Origin of the sequence: Nonomuraea corallina (assembly GCF_027620315.1) — a bacterium.
Taxonomy (GTDB): domain Bacteria; phylum Actinomycetota; class Actinomycetes; order Streptosporangiales; family Streptosporangiaceae; genus Nonomuraea; species Nonomuraea corallina.
The window spans coordinates 1-20362 of record NZ_JAPNNL010000139.1; the positions used below are offsets into that span (position 1 = coordinate 1).

Annotated in this window: 22 protein-coding genes and 1 pseudogene; 5 read left to right on the forward strand and 18 right to left on the reverse strand. The window is 72.5% G+C overall.

The features are described from left to right. From OUY22_RS27230 to OUY22_RS27245, 4 genes are all read right to left on the reverse strand, one after another. Positions 1–1354 (reverse strand): chromosome segregation SMC family protein (locus tag OUY22_RS27230; RefSeq protein ID WP_270158030.1); only part of this gene is annotated, 1354 nt, incomplete at its 3' end. A 202-nt stretch (positions 1355–1556) separates the two neighbouring features. Beyond that, on the reverse strand, positions 1557–1751 hold the full coding sequence (locus tag OUY22_RS27235) for a hypothetical protein (RefSeq protein ID WP_049556952.1): 195 nt from the start codon (positions 1749–1751) through the stop codon (positions 1557–1559). Positions 1752–1942: 191 nt separating this feature from the next. Further along, positions 1943–2218 (reverse strand): acylphosphatase, encoded by a 276-nt coding sequence (locus OUY22_RS27240; protein WP_270158031.1) that lies wholly within the window; start codon positions 2216–2218, stop codon positions 1943–1945. Positions 2219–2290: 72 nt separating this feature from the next. Continuing rightward, entirely contained in the window at positions 2291–3193 is a 903-nt protein-coding gene (locus OUY22_RS27245; RefSeq protein WP_270158032.1) for a LysR family transcriptional regulator, read from the reverse strand. A 91-nt stretch (positions 3194–3284) separates the two neighbouring features. Between OUY22_RS27245 and OUY22_RS27250 the strand changes: the two genes are divergently transcribed. Then, the gene (locus tag OUY22_RS27250; protein WP_270158033.1) at positions 3285–4565 is read left to right on the forward strand and encodes an MFS transporter; all 1281 of its coding nucleotides are present in this window, start codon (positions 3285–3287) and stop codon (positions 4563–4565) included. Here OUY22_RS27250 and mutM read toward each other — a convergent pair. The 8 genes from mutM to OUY22_RS27290 all read right to left on the reverse strand — a co-directional run bounded on the left by mutM (position 4513) and on the right by OUY22_RS27290 (position 12197). Beyond that, positions 4513–5358 (reverse strand): bifunctional DNA-formamidopyrimidine glycosylase/DNA-(apurinic or apyrimidinic site) lyase, encoded by an 846-nt coding sequence (gene mutM, locus OUY22_RS27255; RefSeq protein ID WP_270158034.1) that lies wholly within the window; start codon positions 5356–5358, stop codon positions 4513–4515. The genes OUY22_RS27250 and mutM overlap by 53 nt on opposite strands. Before the next feature lies 1 nt (position 5359). After that, positions 5360–6079: a ribonuclease III gene (gene rnc / locus OUY22_RS27260; protein ID WP_270158046.1), complete on the reverse strand. Its 720-nt coding sequence runs from the start codon at positions 6077–6079 to the stop codon at positions 5360–5362. A gap of 213 nt (positions 6080–6292) precedes the next feature. Continuing rightward, positions 6293–6472, reverse strand: coding sequence for a 50S ribosomal protein L32 (gene rpmF / locus OUY22_RS27265; protein ID WP_082535183.1), 180 nt, complete (start codon positions 6470–6472; stop codon positions 6293–6295). A 1-nt stretch (position 6473) separates the two neighbouring features. Next, complete coding sequence (locus tag OUY22_RS27270) at positions 6474–7043, reverse strand: YceD family protein (protein ID WP_408638208.1); 570 nt, start codon at positions 7041–7043, stop codon at positions 6474–6476. 50 nt (positions 7044–7093) lie between these two features. After that, positions 7094–7570, reverse strand: a complete 477-nt coding sequence (gene coaD, locus OUY22_RS27275) for a pantetheine-phosphate adenylyltransferase (RefSeq protein WP_270158036.1) — start codon at positions 7568–7570, stop codon at positions 7094–7096. A 28-nt stretch (positions 7571–7598) separates the two neighbouring features. Beyond that, complete coding sequence (rsmD, locus tag OUY22_RS27280) at positions 7599–8162, reverse strand: 16S rRNA (guanine(966)-N(2))-methyltransferase RsmD (protein ID WP_270158037.1); 564 nt, start codon at positions 8160–8162, stop codon at positions 7599–7601. Positions 8163–8440: 278 nt separating this feature from the next. Further along, the gene (gene recG / locus OUY22_RS27285; RefSeq protein WP_270158038.1) at positions 8441–10618 is read right to left on the reverse strand and encodes an ATP-dependent DNA helicase RecG; all 2178 of its coding nucleotides are present in this window, start codon (positions 10616–10618) and stop codon (positions 8441–8443) included. Positions 10619–10652: 34 nt separating this feature from the next. Then, the gene (locus tag OUY22_RS27290) at positions 10653–12197 is read right to left on the reverse strand and encodes a DAK2 domain-containing protein (protein ID WP_270158047.1); all 1545 of its coding nucleotides are present in this window, start codon (positions 12195–12197) and stop codon (positions 10653–10655) included. Between the two features lie 199 nt (positions 12198–12396). Between OUY22_RS27290 and rpmB the strand changes: the two genes are divergently transcribed. Continuing rightward, a complete protein-coding gene (gene rpmB / locus OUY22_RS27295) occupies positions 12397–12582 on the forward strand; it encodes a 50S ribosomal protein L28 (RefSeq protein WP_043618345.1) in 186 nt (61 codons plus the stop codon). A 136-nt stretch (positions 12583–12718) separates the two neighbouring features. On the opposite strand, the gene thiD is transcribed toward rpmB, so the two are convergent. The 3 genes from thiD to OUY22_RS27310 form a co-directional block, all read right to left on the reverse strand. Then, positions 12719–13504 carry a bifunctional hydroxymethylpyrimidine kinase/phosphomethylpyrimidine kinase gene (gene thiD / locus OUY22_RS27300; RefSeq protein WP_408638209.1) on the reverse strand — a complete coding sequence of 262 codons (786 nt, stop codon included), beginning with the start codon at positions 13502–13504 and terminating at the stop codon, positions 12719–12721. 65 nt (positions 13505–13569) lie between these two features. Continuing rightward, on the reverse strand, positions 13570–15369 hold the full coding sequence (locus OUY22_RS27305; RefSeq protein ID WP_270158040.1) for a hypothetical protein: 1800 nt from the start codon (positions 15367–15369) through the stop codon (positions 13570–13572). 91 nt (positions 15370–15460) lie between these two features. After that, positions 15461–16504 carry a thiamine-phosphate kinase gene (locus OUY22_RS27310; RefSeq protein ID WP_270158041.1) on the reverse strand — a complete coding sequence of 348 codons (1044 nt, stop codon included), beginning with the start codon at positions 16502–16504 and terminating at the stop codon, positions 15461–15463. Between the two features lie 47 nt (positions 16505–16551). On the opposite strand from OUY22_RS27310, the gene OUY22_RS27315 reads away from it, so the two are divergent. Both OUY22_RS27315 and OUY22_RS27320 read left to right on the forward strand, forming a co-directional pair. Beyond that, entirely contained in the window at positions 16552–16785 is a 234-nt protein-coding gene (locus OUY22_RS27315; protein ID WP_138708324.1) for an Lrp/AsnC family transcriptional regulator, read from the forward strand. Positions 16786–16796: 11 nt separating this feature from the next. Continuing rightward, positions 16797–17225: a DUF3515 family protein gene (locus OUY22_RS27320; protein ID WP_270158042.1), complete on the forward strand. Its 429-nt coding sequence runs from the start codon at positions 16797–16799 to the stop codon at positions 17223–17225. Here OUY22_RS27320 and OUY22_RS27325 read toward each other — a convergent pair. Genes OUY22_RS27325 through OUY22_RS27335 form a run of 3 tightly spaced genes read right to left on the reverse strand, consistent with a single transcriptional unit; the run spans position 17208 to position 20088 of the window. Further along, positions 17208–18305, reverse strand: a complete 1098-nt coding sequence (locus OUY22_RS27325) for a D-alanine--D-alanine ligase family protein (protein WP_270158043.1) — start codon at positions 18303–18305, stop codon at positions 17208–17210. The two genes, OUY22_RS27320 and OUY22_RS27325, sit on opposite strands and share 18 nt — an antisense overlap. 57 nt (positions 18306–18362) lie before the next feature. Continuing rightward, positions 18363–19373: an NAD(P)H-dependent glycerol-3-phosphate dehydrogenase gene (locus OUY22_RS27330; RefSeq protein WP_270158044.1), complete on the reverse strand. Its 1011-nt coding sequence runs from the start codon at positions 19371–19373 to the stop codon at positions 18363–18365. A gap of 4 nt (positions 19374–19377) precedes the next feature. Beyond that, on the reverse strand, positions 19378–20088 hold the full coding sequence (locus OUY22_RS27335; RefSeq protein ID WP_270158045.1) for a lysophospholipid acyltransferase family protein: 711 nt from the start codon (positions 20086–20088) through the stop codon (positions 19378–19380). Positions 20089–20165: 77 nt separating this feature from the next. Here OUY22_RS27335 and OUY22_RS27340 point away from each other — a divergent pair. Next, positions 20166–20362 (forward strand): annotated as a pseudogene (locus OUY22_RS27340) (2-phospho-L-lactate guanylyltransferase); the annotation flags it as partial.

Sequence of the window (20362 nt, forward strand, 5' to 3'; positions counted from 1 at the left end):
CGGCCAGCTCCTCGGCCAGCGCCGGATCGAGCTCCGGCTCCTCCAGCCGCTGCGCCTCCAGCTCCTCGCGGGCCAGCCGCTCGCGCTCCGCGGCCTCGGCCGCCGACCGCTCCAGCCGCCCGATCTCCTCCTCGGCCGCGCGGGTCCTGCTCCGTACGGCGTCGACCTGGCCGCGCAGCTTGGCCAGGCCCTCGCGGCGGTCGGCGGCGGCCCTGGCCGCCATCGCCAGCCGGCGCTCCTCGGCGGCCAGCTCGGCCTCGGACTCGGACCGGCGCTCGACGGCCTCCTCCAGCAGCTCCTGGGCCTGCTCCAGCTCGGCGCGCAGGATCAGCTCGCGCTCGCGGACCTCGGCCGCCTCGCGTTCGAGGTCCTCGGGGTCGCGGCCGCGCCGCTCGATGGCGGCGGCGTCGAGCGCGTGGCGGTGGCGTTCGGCGGCGAGCTGTTCCAGGCCGGAGAGACGCTCGCGCAGGGAGGACAGCCGGAAGTAGGTCTCCTGGGCGGCGGCCAGGCGCGGCTGGGCCTCGGCCTCGGCCGCGTCGAGCGCGGTCTCGCGCCGCTGGGCCTCGTCCAGCGCGGCCTCCACCTGGGAGCGCCTGGCCAGCACCGCCGCCTCGTCGGCGGCCTCGCGCTCCAGCCGGCCCCGGAGCGTGCAGACGTCGTCGGCCAGCAGCCGCAGCCGCGCGTCGCGCAGGTCCGCCTGGATGACGGCGGCCTTGCGGGCGATCTCGGCCTGGCGGCCCAGGGGCTTGAGCTGGCGGCGCAGCTCGGTGGCGAGGTCCTGGACGCGGGTCAGGTTGGCCTGCATCGCGTCGAGCTTGCGCAGCGCCTTCTCCTTGCGCTTGCGATGCTTGAGCACGCCCGCGGCCTCTTCGATGAACGCCCGCCGGTCCTCGGGGCCGGCGTGCAGCACGGCGTCGAGCTGGCCCTGACCGACGATCACGTGCATCTCGCGGCCGATGCCCGAGTCGGACAGCAGCTCCTGGATGTCGAGCAGGCGACAGGTGTCGCCGTTGATCGCGTACTCGCTCTGCCCCGACCGGAACATCAGCCGGCTGATCGTCACCTCGGTGTAGTCGATGGGCAGCGCGCCGTCGGTGTTGTCGATGGTCAGCGTGACCTCGGCCCGGCCGAGCGGCGGCCGGGAGGAGGTGCCGGCGAAGATGACGTCCTCCATCTTGCCGCCGCGCAGGGACTTGGCGCTGTGCTCGCCCATCACCCAGGCGAGGGCGTCGACGACGTTGGACTTGCCGGAGCCGTTGGGGCCGACGACGCAGGTGATGCCGGGCTCGAACCGCAGGGCGGTGGCGGAGGCGAAGGACTTGAATCCGCGCAGGGTCAGGGTCTTCAAATACACGCGCGGACCCCCTTCTCCCCGGACGGACTCCGGGAAAGACTACTGGTCCCGACTGCCCGTCGCTCGCCGGCGCGGTCGGGACCTGGGGAAGCCCTGTCAAGAAGGCAGGAAACCGTCTCTTGTCAGAAGATTGTCGTCATGGATGCCAAATAACAAGGGACGCCTCGTGGAGACGTCCCTGGATCTTGCGCTCCGATCACTCTCAGGTGAGTGCCGGCTCGCGCTCCTGCATGCGACTGATCGCCTCGTCGCGGGTCTGCGCCGCAAGAGCGTCATTCTGGGCCTGGAGTCGGATGAGTTCTGCCTCCAGGTCACGGATACGCTGCTGCAAGCGGCGCATTTCCGAGACCATACGAGGGTCAGGACCGCCGACGTGGCCGAGTAGAGCCTTCGCCATGGTAAAGGGTCCTCCACGCTGAGTGACCAGACTGGTTCGCGCACTTCTTATTCCGCGGGAGGGGTGCGCGTGGTACCTAACAAGGGTCGCACCGGCAGTGTGGGCGGTCAAGTCGAAGCACGGGCTGAAGCCCACCCGCAAGCACTCCCGACATATAACTATACCCTATTTGCACGGTTCAACGAAAGCGCCTACCTCTCCACAAAACCACCCAAACTACCTCGGGGTTCGCTCCACCGTTCCACTACTCCATCGACTTTCCCCGGCGTGTCGCAACCTCGGAGCAGGTCCAGCAACTTGACGCAGGCCTCGCGCCGCCCCTCGGCCACGATCTCCACCCGGCCGTCGCCGGTGTTCCTCGCCCAGCCCACCAGGCCGAGCTCCAGGGCCCTGGCCCTGGTCCACCACCGGAACCCGACCCCCTGCACCCGCCCGCGCACCCACGCCGTCAGCCGCACGTCGTCCATGTCTCCCCGGTGATCCTCTCTCCGCCCCACGGCGCCCCGCCGTCTCCGGGGCCGCCTCGCCCGATCGTGCTCTCACGCCACCTGCGACCCGGCCGCGAGCGCGTGCCCGGCCGCCGCCGCGCCGAACGCCCTGATGGCCGCAGTCTCCTGCTCCCTGACCCAGGCCAGCCCGAGCACCGAGGGAGGCAGCCCGGTGACGGGCACGAAGCTCACGTCCGGCCGCCGGTGCTGGGCCGCCGTGGGAGCGCAGAACAGCATCCCGCCCCGCCCGAGCGCCACCTGGGTCAGTCCCTCCTGTCCGGTGGACACCGTACCCGCCCGCGGGATCGGCCGGCCGGAAGGAGTCGCGGACGGCGTCACCCGTTCCCGCCAGGCGCGCGGCGCGGGACCATCAAGGCCGATCATCGGCAGTCCGGCCAGCTCTTCCGCGTCGACGCCGGTCCGCCCGGCCCATGGATGCCGGGCGGAGACGCCCAGCAGGTAGGAGACCCGGTTCAGCCCCTCCCCCGTCTCCAGGTCGGGCTCGGCCACGGGCAGCAGCGTGAACACGACGTCCACCCGCCCCGCCCGGAGCCTGCCGAACGGGTCCGAGAGCGGGATCTCCACCAGCTCCACCTCGCACCCCGGATGCCGGCGCTCGAAAGCCCGCACGCTTCCCGTGACGACGTCCGTGGGCGTGGCCAGGAAGCCCACCCTGAGCACCCCGCTCACCTCGCGGGCGACCGCCTTGGCCCGGCACACCGCGCTCGCCAGCCCGTCGTAGGCGGGCCTCAGCTCGGCGAGGAACCGTTCGCCCAACGGTGTCAGGCGCACCCTTCTGCTGGTCCGGTGGAACAGCCTGGCGCCGATGCGGCTCTCCAGCGAGCGCGTGAGCTGACTCACCCGGCCCGGCGACAGGTAGAGCCGCTCCGCCGTACGAGCGAAATGCAGTTCTTCGCTGAGCACCACGAAGCACTCCAACTCCCTGAACTCCATCCCATCCTCCGCGAATCGCTTAGCCTGACTCAACCAAGCCTTCGGCCTTCGCCGTTGTTCCCGCGGGCGCGCCGCGGCGAGTCTGAGCGTCATGACCATGACCGTCGACTCCACTTACGGCCGGGCGCGGTGGCTCGCCGTGACCTCTCTGGCGATGGGCACCTTCGCCATCGTGACCAGCGAGATGCTTCCCGTCGGCCTCCTGACCTCCATCAGCGGCGAGCTGGGCGTGTCGGACGGCACGGCGGGGCTGATGATGTCGGCTCCCGGCCTGGTCGCCGCCGTCGCGGCGCCCGTGCTCGCGATCATCGCCCGGCGGCTCGACCGGCGCGCCACGCTGGTGGGGCTGATGGCCCTGCTGGCGGTCGCCAACCTCGGGTGCGCGCTCGCCCCCGACCACCTCGTCATGCTCGCCGCCCGGGTGCTGACCGGGGTGAGCATCGGCGGCTTCTGGGCCTTCGCGGCAGGTCTGGGCCCGCGGCTCGTGCCGGACCGGTCTGTCGGCAGGGCCACCTCGACCATCCTGTCGGGCGTGTCCGTGGCCACGGTGCTGGGCGTGCCGACGGCGGCGTTCGTCTCCTCGTTCGCGGGGTGGCGGCTGGCCTTCGCGGCCCTGGGGCTGGTCGCCCTCGTCCTGGTGGCGCTGCTGGCCGCGACGCTCCCCCCGCTCCCCGGCCACCCCCGTCCCGAAGCACCCGGACCGGCCGGGCCGTCTCCCAACCCGTCTCCGGATATGTCCGGCTCCGTACGCCCGGAAGCATCCGGGCCGGCGCTCGACGCGCCCGGGTCCGGATCGGCGGGGCGCGAGGACCCGGGGAGCCGCCGTGGGAAGATCTCCCGGCCGCTCAGGGTCGTCCTCGTGCTGACCGTCCTGATCATCTCCGGCCACTTCGCGGCCTACACGTACGTACGACCGTTCCTGGAGCAGGTGGCGGGCGCCGGCTCCGGCCTCGTCGGCACGGCGCTCCTCCTGTACGGCGCGGCGGGTGTGCTGGGGAACTTCGCCGCCGGCGCATGGGCGGCCAGGCGGCCCAGGGCGGTGCTCGTCACGCTGGCGGTGCTGATGGCCGTGGCCACCGCGGCGCTGCCGCTGATCGGGCAGCCCTTGGTCGCGCTGATGGTGTGGGGGCTGGGTTACGGCGGCGTGGGCGTGACCCTGCAGCTGTGGATCATGCGCTCGGGCGGTGGCGAGCTCGGCACCGCGCTCTTCGTCGCCGCCTTCAACGTCTCCATCGCCCTCGGCGCCTTCGCGGGCGGCCGGGTGGCCGACGGCGTCTCGGTCGCCGCGACCATGTGGCCGGCCGCGGCCCTCGCCGCCGTCAGCGCGGCCGTCGCTGGCATCGGGGGCAGAAGTACGAGGAACGGTTCATGAAGGGCTCCCGCCTGATCGGCGTGCCGCACCGCGAGCAGGGCTGCTCACGCCGCCCGTAGACCTCCAGCGAGCGGTCGAAGTAGCCGCTCTCCCCGTTGACGTTCACGTACAGGCTGTCGAAGGACGTGCCGCCCTGCAGCAGCGCGGCCCCCATCACCCGGCGGACCGCCTCCAGCAGCTCGGCGATCTTGGGGCGGGTCAGCGTGTTGGTCGGCCGCGCCCAGTGGAGCCGGGCCAGCCAGAGCGCCTCGTCGGCGTAGATGTTGCCGACCCCGCTGATCAGCGACTGGTCGAGCAGCGCCCGCTTGATCTCGGTCCGCTTCCTGCGCAGGCCGGCGGCGAAGCGGGCCTCGTCGAACGCGCTCTCGAAGGGGTCGGGCGCGATGTGCGCGATCGGCTCGGGCACCCCGCCGGCCAGCGGGCTGACCATGACGTGGCCGAACGTCCGCTGGTCGACGAAGCGCAGGTCAGGGCCGCCGTCATGGAAGCGGAGCCGTACGCGCAGATGCTTCTCCGGCGGCGCGTCGTGCGGCACCACGAGCAACTGGCCGCTCATGCCGAGATGCGCCATCAGCGCCTCCTCGGCGCCCGACAGCGGAAGCCACAGGTACTTGCCGCGCCGCTCGGCCGAGAGGGGCGTGCGGTTCTGGAGCCGGGCGGCCAGCTCCAGCGCCCCGGGCAGGTGACGCCTGATCGCACGGGGATGGAGCACCTCGGCAGCGGCGATCTCCCGCCCGGTCACCCACTGGTGGAGACCGCGGCGGACGACCTCTACCTCGGGCAGCTCCGGCAACCTAGCCCGCCGGCTGGCTCTCGCGCTGATCGCGGCCGGCCCGGATGCGGGTCCAGGCGGCCTCCGCGGCCTGCTGCTCGGCCTCCTTCTTGCTGCGGCCGGTGCCGGCGCCGTAGGACTCGCCGCCGACCCGCACCTCGGCGGTGAACGACTTGGCGTGGTCGGGGCCGCTCTCCTCGACGTGGTACTCGGGCACGCCGAGCGCCTCGGAAGCGGTCAGCTCCTGCAGCGAGGTCTTCCAGTCGAGCCCGGCGCCGAGCGAGGCAGAGCGCACGATCAGCGGGTCGAACAGGCGGTGGACCACCCGGAACGCCTCGTCGAGGCCCTTGTCGACGTAGACGGCGCCGATGAGCGCCTCCAGCGTGTCGGCCAGGATGGAGGACTTGTCGCGCCCGCCGGTGCCCTCCTCGCCCCTGCCGAGGCGAAGGAACCGGCCGACGCCGAGCCCGCGGGCCACGTCGGCCAGGGCGCGCATGTTGACGACCGCGGCCCGGAGTTTGGCCAGCTGGCCCTCGGGCAGGTCGGGATGGTTGTGATAGAGGGTGTCGGTGACCACGAGCCCGAGCACCGAGTCGCCGAGGAACTCCAGGCGCTCGTTGGTCGGCAGGCCGCCGTTCTCGTACGCGTAGGAGCGGTGCGTGAGGGCCCGCTCCAGGATGTCGGGATCGAGGGCCACCGACAGGACTCGCTCGAGCTCGTCTCTGGCGACCTCCACGGCCACCGGCTTAGGACCTGCGCCCACGTGCTTTCCTCCTCGGACATCTCCACACGGCGCGACGGCTGCGGAAGATGCCCGAAAACGTGGTGGGCGTCGGGGGACCGGATCTCCGGCGTCCACCACGGCCGCGGGCGAAACCGCCACCGCACACGTCTGAGACGGTAACGCCGGCCGGGGCACGATGGCACCCGGCCGGAATCACGTCAACTCGGCGGATCAGGCAGACGGCTCGACGACCTGACGACGGTTGTAGGTGCCGCAGGTGGGGCACGCGATGTGCGGCTGCTTCGGAGACCGGCACTGCGGGCAGCTCACCAGGGCGACAGCAGTCGTCTTCCACTGGGAGCGACGGGCGCGGGTGTTGCTCCGCGACATCTTTCGCTTCGGGACGGCCACGTCACTTCTCCTGATCGTTATCGTTCTCGGTCATCAGACCCTGCAACGACGCCCAGCGGGCGTCGATCTTCTCGTGCCGGTGATCATCGCCGGCCTCGGCCAGCTTGATCCCGCATTCCGCACACAGCCCCGGGCAGTCGTCCTGGCAGACGGGGCTCAGCGGGAGTGCGAGCACCACCGCGTCGCGGAACGTCGGCTCGAGGTCGAGCAGCTCCCCGTCGAGCAGTGAGTCCTCCTCCGAGGCGTCCTCGTCGGAGTAGAAGAACAGCTCCTGCAGCTCGACCTCGATGTCGGAGGACACCGGGTCCAGGCACCGCGCGCACTCCCCCGCCAGCGGGGCCTGCGCCGTGCCCGAGACGAGCACGCCTTCCATCACTGCTTCGAGCCGGAGGTCCAGCTCGACTTCGGCGTCTTTCGGCACGCCGATCATGTCGACGCCGAGATCTGCCGGTGCCGGAAGGACCAGGGCAAGCTCCCGCATCGTGCCCGGCCGCTTTCCCAGGTCGTGGGTGGAGATCACCCAGGGGGAGCGGGGGTCGAGGTGCTGAGTCATCCTGCTCTCGCTAGGCATGGCGAAAACGCCGTCGTACAAGGCCGAAATCAAAGAATACCAGGTCGCCGTCAGCCCTTGAGCCGCTCGGTGAGCAGCTGGTGGACCAGGTCGGGGACCAGGCCTGACACGTCCCCACCGTACCGGGCGATCTCCTTCACCCGGCTCGACGACAGGAACGAGTATTCGGGGTTGGTCGGCATGAACAGCGTCTCCACGCCCGACAGCCGGTAGTTGAGCTGCGCCATCTGGAGCTCGTAGTCGAAGTCGCTGACCACCCGGATGCCCTTGACGATGGCCGGGATGTCGTTCTCCTTGCAGAAGTCGACCAGCAGGCCGTGGAACTTGCGCACCTTGACGTTGGGGTACTCCTTCGTCACGGTCTGCAGGACGTCGATCCGCTCGTCGACGGTGAACAGGCTGCGCTTCTCGATGTTGATCAGCACCGCCACGACGACCTCGTCGTACAACCTGGCGGATCTGGCGATGATGTCGAGGTGGCCGTTGGTGATGGGGTCGAACGACCCCGGGCAGACTACGCGGCGCAAGACGCCTCCTCTGGTCTACGGGCGGTCATCATTCCCCGGCGGCGCGACCGTACCAAACGGACGCTTCGCCGTAACGGCGGACCCTCTCCACAATGAAGCCATCAGGCCACACCAGGGCTTTTCCCCTGCTTTCCCGCTCAAAGGCCACCAAAGCCCCGGGCAGCAGCCAGCCGTTGTCCCGCAGCGCCGCCAGCACCCGGGCCACCTCCTCGTCACCCACCGCGTACGGAGGATCGGCGAAGACGATGTCGTACGGCTCCGCGCACGGCTTGGCCAGCACCCGCTCCACCCGGTCGGCCAGCACCGCCGCGCCGTCGAGCCGGAGCGCGGCCATGTTGGCCCGGATCGTGCGCACCGCCTTCGGGTCGGACTCCACCATCAGCGCGTGCGCCGCCCCACGCGACAGCGCCTCCAGGCCGACCGCCCCCGAACCCGCGTACAGGTCCAGCACCCGGGCGCCCGCGAGCCCGTGCAGCGAGTCGAGGGTCAAGAAGATGCCTTCGCGCGCCCTGTCGCTCGTCGGTCTCGTGCCGCGGCCCGGCGGCACGTCGAGCCGCCTCCCACCTGCGGCGCCCGCGATGATCCGAGTCATGGGAGCCATTGTTCCGCATGTCGGAGCAGGTCAAGAGTGGACAAGTGTCGGCCTCGACTGCGCAAGGGTGATTCACACCGGTGGGCTCGGTGAGCATGATGAGTTCTGCGGCCTTCGAGGTGACCCAGAGAAGGCCGACCGGCGTGATCGTGAGCCCTTCCGCACGCCGGTACCCTCGGCACCTGACCCGGGGGATGGGCCCAGCCGGGGACGGCATTCGGGGGGAGGCCGTCCCCGCGGCTGGGCCCAACATCTTCTTCCGCCCTCGCCCCGCGCCGTCAGGTCTTCTCGAGGTATTCGGCCTTGTCGTCCTCCAGCAGCCGGTCGATCTCCGCGCGCAGCGCCGGGTGTGAGGTCAGCTCGGGGTCGCCTGCCAGGACCGTGGCGGCCTCCTCGCGGGCCGCGGCGATGACGTCCTCGTCCCGGAGCAGCGCCAGCAGCTTCAGCGACGAGCGCTTGCCCGACTGCGCCGCGCCCAGGACGTCGCCCTCGCGCCGCTGCTCCAGGTCGACCCGGGAGAGCTCGAACCCGTCGAGCGTCGAGGCGACCGCGTCGAGGCGGGCCCGGGCGGGGGTGCCCTCGGCGAAGTCGGTGACCAGCAGGCAGAGCCCCGGCAGTCCGCCCCGGCCCACCCGGCCGCGGAGCTGGTGGAGCTGGGAGACCCCGAACCGGTCGGCGTCCATGATGATCATGACGGACGAGTTGGGCACGTCCACGCCGACCTCGATCACCGTGGTCGCGACCAGGACGTCCAGCTCGCCCCGGGTGAAGGCGCGCATGACCGCGTCCTTCTCCTCCGGCGGGAGCTTGCCGTGCAGGACGCCCAGCCGCAGGTCGGCGAAGGGGCCCTGGCCGAGCAGCTCGGCCACGTCGAGCACCGCCAGCGGAGGGCGGCGCTCGTCGTCGGCCGCCTGGGCCGCCAGGTCGCCCTCGTCGCCTTCGAGATCGCCGATGCGCGGGCAGACGATGTAGGCCTGCCTGCCGAGCGCGACCTCCTCGCGCACCCGCTCCCACGTGCGCTCCAGGTAGTGGGGCTTCTGCGCGGCGGGCACCACGTGGGTGGTGATCGGCGCGCGCCCCGACGGGAGCTGCGAGAGCGTGGACACCTCCAGGTCGCCGAAGACGGTCATGGCGACCGTGCGCGGGATCGGGGTGGCGGTCATCACCAGGACGTGCGGGCGGGCCTCGCCCGCCTTCTCGCGCAGCGCGTCGCGCTGCTCGACGCCGAAGCGGTGCTGCTCGTCGACCACGACCAGGCCGAGGTCGGCGAACTGGACGTGCTCCTGCAGCAGGGCGTGGGTGCCGACGATCACGCCTGCCGTCCCGGAGGCCGCGTCGAGCAGGGCGGCCCGCCGGGCCTGGGCGCCCATGGAGCCGGTCAGCAGCGTGACCGCGGTGCCGCCGAACATGCCGCCCTGGGCCAGGTCGCCCAGCATCGAGGTGATCGAGCGGTGGTGCTGCTGGGCCAGCACCTCGGTGGGCGCGAGCAGCACCGCCTGCCCGCCCGCGTCGACCACCTGGAGCATGGCGCGCAGCGCCACCACGGTCTTGCCCGCGCCGACCTCACCCTGCAGCAGCCGGTGCATCGGATGGGCCGCGGCCAGGTCGGCGGCGATCTCCTCGCCGACCTGGGCCTGCCCCTCGGTGAGCGCGAACGGCAGCCGCCCGTCGAAGGCGGCCAGGATGCCGTCGTCGCGGCGCGGCCTCGGCCTGGCGGGCCAGGCGGTGGCCGCGTGCCTGCGCCGCAGCAGCACGGACTGCAGCACGAACGCCTCGTCGAACTTCAGCCGCTTGCGCGCCCGCTGCACGTCGGCGAGGTCCTTCGGCCGGTGGATCGCCTCCAGCGCGTCGGCCAGACCGGTAAGCCGGTGGCGGGCGCGCAGCTCGCCGGACAGCGGGTCGTCCAGCGGCCCCAGCGTGTCGAGGACCACCCCGACGGCCCGCCTGACCGCCCACGGCGTGATGTCCTTGCCCGCCGGATAGATCGGCACCGGCGCGGCGGCGAACTCGGCGGCGCTGGCCTCGCCCTCCTCGAACAGCTCGAACTCCGGGTGGGCGAGCTGCCAGCGGGGCTTGGCGCGGGCGCCGAACAACCCCACCTTGCCGGCGAACATGCCGCGCCGCCCCGGCTTGAGCCGCGACTCCGCGGCGTGGGAGCCCTTGCCGAAGAACGAGAGATAGATCTTGTTGCCGGTGCCGTCGACGACCTCCACCTCCAGCCAGGTGCCGCCGCGGTTGCGCATGGGCTTGCGCATCAGCCGGCTCACCTCGCCGACCACGGTCACGTGCTCGTCGACCGCGAGCGCGTCGAGCGAGGTCAGCTCGCCGCGCTCGGCGTAGCGGCGGGGATAGTGGCGCAGCAGGTCGCCCACCGTCTCCAGGCCGAGCACCTCGCCCAGCAGTTTGGCGGTCTTCGGGTCGAGCGCCTTCGTCAGCGGCTCGTCGAAACGGCTCACGGCACCTAGTTCTACCTCGTACGGCCGACAGGAATCACTCGACACCGATGAGAAGCGGGTAGCCGCCCTGCTCGCCGCCGTAGACCACGAGGTCCGCGTCGGGCCTGACGCGGCGCAGGTGATCGGCCACGCCGGTGGCGAGCCCGCCGGGCGCGTCGGCCCCGGTCACCAGCGTCACCAGCTCGCCACCGCCGGCCAGCATCCGGTCGACCACCAGCGCGGCGACCGCCTCCAGCGTCCGGCCGATCACGGCCACGTCGCCGTCGATCAGCCCCAGCACGTCCCCGGGACGGCACAGGCCCGCGCTGGTGACCCCGTGGCGGTCGGCGACCACGAGATGGCCGTGGCGGGTGTGGCCCGCCGCGCCCGTCATGGCGACCACGTCGTCGTCGTAGCGCCGCGACGGGTCGTGCACCGCCAGCGCCGCCAGCCCCTGCACGGTCGCCTCGGTGGGCAGCACGGTCACCACCGCGCCGTCCTGACGGGCGATCTCCGCGGCCGCCATCGCCACCGCGCCGGCGTCCTCGTCGTTGGGCAGCACCACGACCTCGCGGCCGGCCTGCCGGATCGCGGCGAGCATGGCGGGCAGCGCGGGCCGCCCGCCCGGCTCGCGCCGCACCACGACCGCGCCGCACTCCTCGAACAGCTTGGCGATGCCCTCGCCCGCGGCGACCGCGACCACTCCCCTGCCGTCGCCCGCGGCCCGGGCGCGCTCGGCGAGATAGGTCACCCTGATGCGGTACGGCCTGCCCACCCGCAGCGCCGCCTCGATGGCGGGGCCGGCCTCGCCGACGTGCACGTGCACGTTCCACAGTCCGTCGCCGCCTACCACGACCAGCGAGTCGCCCATCGCGTCGAGCTCCGCGCGCAGCCTGCCCACCGCGTCGTCGTCGGCGTCGAGCAGGTACATCACCTCGTAGCCGGCGCCCACCTCGGTCATCGGCGTGACCTGCGCGGTCGGCGCGGGCACGTCGTAGCGCTCGCGGTGGCTGCCGGTGATCACCGCGGCCAGCGACTCCAGCACCACGGTCAGTCCCGCGCCGCCGGCGTCGACGACACCGCTGCGGGCCAGCACGTCCAGCTGGCCGGGCGTGCGGCGCAGCGCGGCGCGCGCCTCCTCCGCCGCCCGCCGCGCCACGTCCGCCGGGCCGGTCTCGACCTCCCGCACGGCCTCGGCCACGGCGCTCAGCACGCTCAGCACGGTGCCCTCGACCGGCCTGGCCACGCACCCGCGCGCCAGGCAGGCGGCCCTGGCCAGCGCCGCGCGCAGGTCGCCGCCGTCCTTCAGCACCTCGGCCAGCCCGCGCAGCGCCTGGCTGACGATCACGCCGGAGTTGCCGCGCGCCCCCACCAGCGCCCCGTACGACAGCGTCTGCCACACCACGGCGGCGTCCACGTCGTCGGGCAGCGACTCCACCGCCTCGGCGGCCGAGAGCATGGTGAGGTGGAGGTTGGTCCCGGTGTCGCCGTCGGCCACGGGGAACACGTTGAGCGCGTCGATGTCGGCCCTGGCCCTGCCCAGCGCGTCAGCGGCCAGGCGTGCCCACCGCCGCACCGAAGGCGGGCCGAGAACGTCCATGGGCACGTCCCGACCTCCCCGGTGCTACAGTTCGACACAGAGGAGAATATCGTCGTGCCGGGCCTGGTCCGAGTGATCGGTTCGCACCCACCCGTGGCGATCCGATATTCTTGCCTGGCTGGCCGGTTGTCCCGGCATGCCCTCCGCCCTCACAGCATCAGCGGACAGGGCTACATCGACTGTTTTAAGGAGCGATACCGTGGCTTCCGTCTGCGATGTCTGCCGCAAGGGGCCGACTTTCGGCAACAACGTTTCCCACTCCCACCGCCGCACCCGCCGCCGTTGGAACCCCAACATCCAGACGGTCCGCGCCGTCGTCGGCGGGACGCCGAAGAAGCTCAACGTGTGCACCTCCTGCATCAAGGCCGGCAAGGTCACCCGCTAGGTCGCACGTCAACGACAAGCCCGCGCTCCACGAGGAGCGGCGGGCTTTTCGCTTTCCCGGCCCGACGACCCCGCGCCCTGTGCGCGCCCCTGTGCGGGCCCGCAGGCCGCCCGTGCTCTTTCCAGTCCGTACGAGGTCAGCGCCAGCGCCAGGCGTGGTCCACCGGCCCGATGCCGGCGCCGAGGGGGAAGCCGCGCGCGATCGCGCCCGTGACGTACTCCTTGGCCTGGCCCACCGCGCCCGGCACGTCCTCGCCCAGGGCCAGGTAGGAGGCGATGGCGGAGGCCAGCGTGCAGCCGGTGCCGTGCGTGTGGCGGTTGTCGTGCCGCTCGGCGGTGAAGCGGTGCTCGGTGACGCCGTCCGTCAGCAGGTCGACCGGCGCGCCCGGCAGATGGCCCCCCTTGATCAGCGCCCATCGGGGGCCCAGCGCGAGCACGGCGTCGGCGGCGCGGCGCAGGTCGTCCTCGTCCTCGACCTTGACGGAGGTGAGCTGCTCCACCTCCCACAGGTTCGGGGTCACCACGGTGGCCACCGGCAGGAGCCTGTGCCGTACCGTCTCCACGGCCTCCGGCGCCAGCAGCGTGTCACCGTGCTTGGAAACCCCCACGGGGTCCACCACGACGGGCGCCGCGTACCCGCCCAGCGCCTCGGCCACGGTCTCCACGAGCGCGGGTGAGGCGAGCATGCCGGTCTTGACCGCCTGGGCGCCGATGTCGCCCAGCACCGAGTCGAGCTGCGCCCGCACCGCCTCGGCCGGGAGTTCCCAGTAGCCCTGGACGCCGACGGAATTCTGCGCGGTCACCGCCGCGATCACGCTCATGCCGTGCACGCCGAGGGCCAGCATGGTCTTCAGGTCGGCCTGGATGCCCGCGCCGCCGCCGGAGTCGGATCCGGCGACGGTGAGGACGCGAGCGGGACTCATGGGGGAAGCTGAATCCGTCATATCCCCCATCCAACCACTTGACCAGGTGGTCGGCGGCCCCCGGCTCAGGCGATCGTGCAGTCGCCGCCGACGAGGCCGCAGTTCTTCGGCGTGCCCGCCCGGCCCGTGGCGGAGATGGTCAGCTCGGCGCTGTCACCGGCGGCGATCGGCGTGGTGATGTCCACGATCAGCAGGTTGCCGTCCTGCGTCCACTCCACGTCCCGCACGTCCAGGATCTTGCCCCGGACGGGCATGGACACGGTGAAGGAGTCCAGCGTCCGCGGTGAGTCGTTCGTCACGCTCATCGTCGCCGTGTAGTCCGCCACCCGCTGCCGGTCCACGTTGAACCGGACGTTGACCGTCGCCGCCCCGCCCGACAGCGGCCGGCTCCTGGACGGCGCCTCGGTCGTCGGCGTGGGGTCCGGCTGGGGCACGCCCTGGGTGGGGATGGTGCCATTGCCCACGTCATCGGGCCAGGGCGACTCGCTCGGCTCGTCGGTGACCTCGTCGTCGGTGACCTCCTCGACCGTCTGCTCGTCGACCGGCTCGTCCTCGACGGGCGACGCCGACCTGGTCTTGGACGGCCTCGCAGTCGGCGCGGAGGTGCGGCGCGGGGCCGGCGAACCGGTGTCCGACCGCGTCGGCTCCGGCTGCGCCTCCTCCGTGGCCTCCTCGTCCGGCGTCTCCTCTTCCTCGACCGGCTCGGTCTCCTCCTCCACCGGCTCGGACACCTGCGGGCCGGGCTGGTTCGACGCCTGCACGGCGGCGCATCGGCCGCCGGGGCAGGCTTCGTCGCCGCCGCTCAGCATCTTGACGCCGATCACGGTGCCGCCCAGCACGACGGCGACGGCGGCCACGGACAGCAGGGCCAGCCGTCCCCGGCCGCGGGACCTGCCGCCGGACCGGCTGTCGAGCCCGTCGAGGTCGTCGAGATCGTCGGGGTCGTCCGAGGGCTTGCGCCGTCCGCGCCCCCGGCGGGGCTCGGGGCGGCCCTGCTCCTCGCCGGACCGGTCCGGGCCGAGGAAGCCGGTCTCCGCCTCCGCCCAGGCCGGGGTACGGGCGATCATGGTGGGCTCGCCGGCCACCTTGACGTCGCCGGGCTCGGGCGGCAGGCCGGGCACGTCGAACCTGCCCGTCGCCTCCTGCCCGAACGGGTCGCCCTGCTCCCTGGGCAGGCCCTGGGTGTCACCACCGAACGGGTCGTCGCGCGGCGGCCGGAAGGCGCCGTGCGGATCTCCCTGGCCGAAGGGGTCGTGCGGGTCCGCCTGGCCGAACGGGTCGGACCGCTGCGACCGGAAGGGATCGTGCGGGTCGGACTGCGGGGACCCGAACGGATCGTGCGGGTCGGACTGCTGCGACCGGAACGGGTCGTGGGCGTCCGCGAACGGGTCGCCCGCCGGCGGCCGGAAGGCGCCGTGCGGGTCGGCGGGGCCGTGCCCGGGTTTCGGGCCTTCGCCGGGCAGGCGGCCCTGCGGGGGGCCGTCCGGGGCGTCGTCCCAGGACTGCGGCCGGGCGAAGGCGCCCGTGGTCTCGAACGGCTGGTCGTCCCGCGGGCGCCCGTGATCGGCGCCGGGGCGGGGGGACGCCGCGAAGGCGCCGGTGGTCTCGAAGGGGTCGGACCGGTGACCCGTGGCCGGGGTGTCCCGCTTCGGCATGGGCGCCCACTGGCCGGTGACTTCCGGCTGGTCGGGCAGGGAGGGCCAGCCCGGAGGCTCGGGCCTGTCGTCCTTGTCCCAGAAGCTGTCGGACTGCTGGTTGTCAGGGCCCCAGAAGGCGCTGTCCCCCCGATCGTTCGCGTCTTCGGATCCACCTGTCCCGTGGCGGCCCATGCACAGCCCTTTCTGCCGGTTACAGTTGGCCGCCAATCTTCATAACACCTCGGCTACGCCGTTGTCCCATCAATCTCCATAGTCACACCCGAAATCCGGAAATTTTCCGGCAAATCGGGACACCCGGTCACCGAAAGTGATCCCAGCCGCCGGGCCCCGGCGCACGACCCCGCACGTGCACGCCCTCCCCCTCCGACACCCTGCCGACGACCTGCCACGAGTCCGGCAGCGGCACCTCCGCGGGGAAGGCGGCGGCCAGCGCGTGGTCCTCGCCACCGGTGAGCACCCAGTCGAGCGGGTCGGCGCCGAGCTCCGCCGCGGCCGCGGCCACCGCGTCCGGCACGGCGAAGGCCCCGGGGTCCAGGTCGATCCGCACGCCTCCGGCCCGCGCGACGTGCCCCAGGTCCTGGAGCAGCCCGTCGCTCACGTCGATCAGCGCGCTCGCGCCCAGCCGCGCCGCCTCCGGCCCGCACGCGTAAGGAGGCCTCGGCCGCAGATGCACCGCGACGGCCTCCTCCAGCGGATCGCCTCCGGGTCCCGGGACGGGGGGACGCGGGCCGGCCGGGGAACCGTCCGATCCCCCGTACGCGCCGGACCCGGGAGACGGGAGCACCCGGCCGGAGTCCAGCAGGGCGAGGCCGGCGGCCGAGCGGCCGAGCAGGCCCGCCACCGCGACGACGTGGCCGGGCCGCGCCCCGGAACGCTCCACCGGCGCGCGGCCCTGAAGGTCGCCGAGCGCCGTGACGCCGACCACCACCAGGTCGCACCTGGTCACGTCGCCGCCCGCCACGCTCGCCCCGACCAGCGCGCACTCGTCGCGGAAGCCGTCCGTCAGCGCGTCCAGCCACGTGACGGGCAGGTCGGGCGGGATGCCCAGCCCGACCACGAGGGCCGTCGGCACGGCCCCCATGGCCGCCACGTCGGCGAGGTTCTGGGCGGCGGCCTTGCGCCCCACGTCATAGCCGCTGGACCAATGGCGGCGAAAGTGCCTACCCTCGATCAGGATGTCCGTGGACACCACCACGCGCCCGTCGGGCGCGCGCACCAAGGCGGCGTCGTCGCCCGGACCGAGCAACACCGTCTCGCCCTGGGGCAGCCGCCCGGAAACACGCGCTACAACACCGAACTCGCCGAGATCCCCGACTGTGATGACGCACCTCCTGACGCACACAGGGTACGGTGGCCCTTCGGCGTGATCCAATCGCCTGGGAGGACGTAATGGTGCAGGCCTACATCCTTATTCAGACCGAGGTCGGCAAGGCCGCCGCAGTGGCTCACGAGATCTCCGGCATTCCCGGGGTGACTCAGGCTGAAGACGTCACCGGACCGTACGACGTGATCGTCCGCGCCGAGGCGCGCAACGTCGACGAGCTGGGCAAGCTCGTGGTGGCCCAGATTCAGGCCGTGGAGGGGATCACGCGTACCCTTACGTGTCCGATCGTCCATATCTGAGGTTCCCATCGATGCGTGCGGCCACCGCCCTGTTCGTCCTTCTCGCACTCGCCGGATGCGGCGCCGTCCAGGTGGAGCCGCCCGTGCCGGAAGCAGAGGCGGCGGCCGCCTGCGACCGCCTCGCCGGGCTGCTGCCGGAGACGCTCGACGGTGACGGCCGCACCGCGACCGTGCCGGAGTCGCCGTACGTCGCGGTGTGGGGCGAGGGCACGATCGCGCTGCGCTGCGGCGTGCCGCGGCCGGCCAGGATGGCCCCGACCGACCGGCTCCAGGAGATCGACGGCGTGGGCTGGTTCGCCGATCCGGAGACGCCCACGCTGTTCACGGCCGTGGCGGCGCCGCTCTACGTGGAGGTCGCCGTGGGCGGCTCGCACGTGGTCGGCCAGGTGCTGGCCCGGCTGTCGGAGCCGATCGGGCAGGTCTCACCGCAGGCCAGGTGACCGGTTCAGGGCGAGCTGGATGAGCCGGTCGACCAGCTCCGGGTAGGACAGCCCGGACGCCGCCCACAGCTGCGGCGCCACCGACAGCGAGGTGAAGCCCGGCATGGTGTTGATCTCGTTGAGCACCAGCTCGCCCTCGGGCGTGTAGAAGAAGTCGACCCGGGCCAGCCCTTCGCAGCCGAGCGCCTCGAACGCGCGCACCGCCAGCGCCCGCACCTCCTCGGCCGTCTCGGCGGGCAGGTCGGCGGGCACCGTGAGGGACATCTGGTCGGGGTAGTACTTGGCCTCGAAGTCGAAGAACTCCTGGCCGCCCTCGACCCTGACCTCTCCGGGAGCGGACGCGGCGGGCGGGTCGTCGCCGAACGACTGCAGCACCGCGCACTCGATCTCCCGTCCGCCGACCGCCGCCTCGATGAGCACCTTGGGGTCGTGCTCGCGGGCGAACTCGACGGCGCGCTCCAGCTCGGCCCGGTCGTGCGCCTTGGAGATGCCCTGCGAGGACCCGGCCCTGGCGGGCTTGACGAACAGCGGCCAGCCGAGCTGCTGCTCGGCCTCCTTCATCACCCGGTCGCGGCCGACACGCCAGTCGCGGTCGCGTACGGCGAGGTAACGTCCGATCGGCAGGTCGGCGGCGGCCAGGACCGCCTTCATGTAGCCCTTGTCCATGCCGACGGCGCTGGCCAGCACGCCGGAGCCGACGTAGCGGACCCCGGCCATCTCCAGCAGGCCCTGGATGGTGCCGTCCTCGGCGAACGGCCCGTGCATGACGGGGAAGACCACGTCGACCGAGCCCAGCTCGACCGGGATGCTCCCCTGGTCGTACGCGATCAGGCCGGTGCCGCCGGTGGGCAGCGCCAGCGAGGCGCCCGAGGCGTCGACGGCGGGCAGCTCGCCGCCCTCGATCTGGAACCGCTGGTCACCGGCGGCCAGCACCCACCTGCCGTCCTGGGTGATCCCGATCGGGATCACCTCGTACTTGCTCGTGTCGATCGCTTCCAGCACGCTGCCCGCCCCCATCAGGGACACGGCGTGCTCAGAATTGCGACCTCCGAAGACGACGGCGACGCGTGGCTTGCTCATGACGTCCGAATCTACCGGGGCGTTCCCCCCGCAGCGAGCCGAGCACGCGGTGGCGGGTCAGAGGCCGTAACGCTCGGGCTTGGGAGAACGGGACATCAGGAGCATCCCGGCCTCGGTCGGGGACATGCCGTCGTGGACCACGCCCACCACGACCTCGGTGATCGGCATCTCCACGTCGTGGTTCCTGGCCAGCTCCAGCACGGACTCGCAGGACTTGACGCCCTCGGCGGTCTGGCGGGTGGCGGCGATCACCTCCTTGAGCGTCATGCCGCGACCGAGGTTCTCGCCGAAGGTGCGGTTGCGCGACAGCGGCGACATGCAGGTGGCCACCAGGTCGCCCATCCCGGCCAGGCCGGCGAAGGTGTGCGGGTCGGCGCCGAGCGCGGCGCCGAGGCGGGAGATCTCGGCCAGCCCGCGGGTCATGAGCATGGAGCTGACGTTGGCGCCCATGCCCATGCCGGCGGCCACGCCGACGGCCAGCGCGATCACGTTCTTGACCGCGCCGCCCAGCTCGACGCCCACGACGTCGGTGTTGGTGTAGGGCCGGAACCACGGCGGCAGGTGGCAGGCCTTCTGCAGCCGGTCGGCCACGCTCTCGTCGGAGCAGGCCACGACGGCGGCGGCCGGCTGGCGCTGCGCGATCTCCTTGGCCAGGTTGGGGCCGGAGACGACGGCCACCCGCTCGTCGGGCACCCCCGCCACCTCCCGGATCACCTCGCTCATCCGCTTGGTGGTGCCGAGCTCGACGCCCTTCATCAGGCTCACCAGCACCGCGTCGCGCGGGATGTGCGCGCGCCAGGACTCCAGGTTGGCCCGCAGCGTCTGGGAGGGCACGGCGAGCACCACGAACTCCGCCCCGTCGAGCGCCTCGGCCACGTCGGTGGTCGCGCGCAGCGAGGTCGGCAGCGCGATGCCGGGCAGGTAGTCGGTGTTCATGTGGGTGCGGTCGATGGACTCGACCACCTCGCGCCTGCGCCCCCACAGGGTGGTCCGGTTGCCCGCCTCGGCGAGGATCATCGCGAACGTGGTCCCCCACGACCCGGTGCCGAACACCGCGATCTTCGCCATCTCGTCACCGTCCGTCGGGGTCGTAGGGAGTCTCCGGCGCCTTCTCGCCCCGGAGCGCGGCGAGCTGCTCGGTGATCGCCGCCATGATGTCGGCGGTCGCGTCGCGCAGCACCGGCGCGTGCGGCGGCAGCCCCGCGTACTTGGACAGGTCGACCGGCTCGCCGGCCGAGACCCGGAACGTCTTGCGCGGGAACAGCCTGGGCCTCTTCTCACCGTACGGGAGCAGCTCCTGTGCTCCCCAATGGGCCAGCGGGATCACCTTGACGCCGGTCTCCAGGGCCAGCCGCGCGGCCCCGGTCTTGCCGGTCATCGGCCAGAGCCGCGGGTCGCGGGTGCAGGTGCCCTCGGGGTAGAAGAGGATCGCCCCGCCCTCCTTGAGCCGCTCCGCCGACTCGTGCAGCGACCTGGCCGCGTCGCTGCTGCCCCGGTAGACGGGGATGGCGCGCAGCGAGCGCACCGCGTGGCCGAGGAGCGGCACCTTGAACAGGCTGGACTTGGCCAGGACGATCGGCCAGCGGCCGTGGTCGTAGAGATAGTGGGCCAGCAGCACCGGATCGGCCCACGACAGGTGGTTGGCCACGAGGATGACGCCTCCGGTGCGCGGGATGCGGTCACCCCGGCGCCAGTCGCGCTTGATCAGGAGCCACGAGAGCGGCTTCACGATCACGACGGCCAGCGTTTCCCAGAACCGCGATGGACGCGTCAAGCGGCTCATACTCTCCTCCAGCGCTGACGGTTGCGCCCAAGTCTCCCGGTTGGCGGCACGGCCTGTCGAGGCGCGATGCTTAGCCTATGAGCTTGCGCTGGTCCCTGGTGATCCCGGTGAAGACGCTGGTAGCGGCGAAGACGCGGCTGGCCGCCGCGACGGGGCCGCACCGCACGCGACTGGCCGTGGCCGTCGCCTGCGACACCGTGACGGCGGCGCTGGCGTGCCCGCCGGTGGCGCGGGTGATCGTGGTGACGGCGGACCCGGCCGCGGCGGGGCCGCT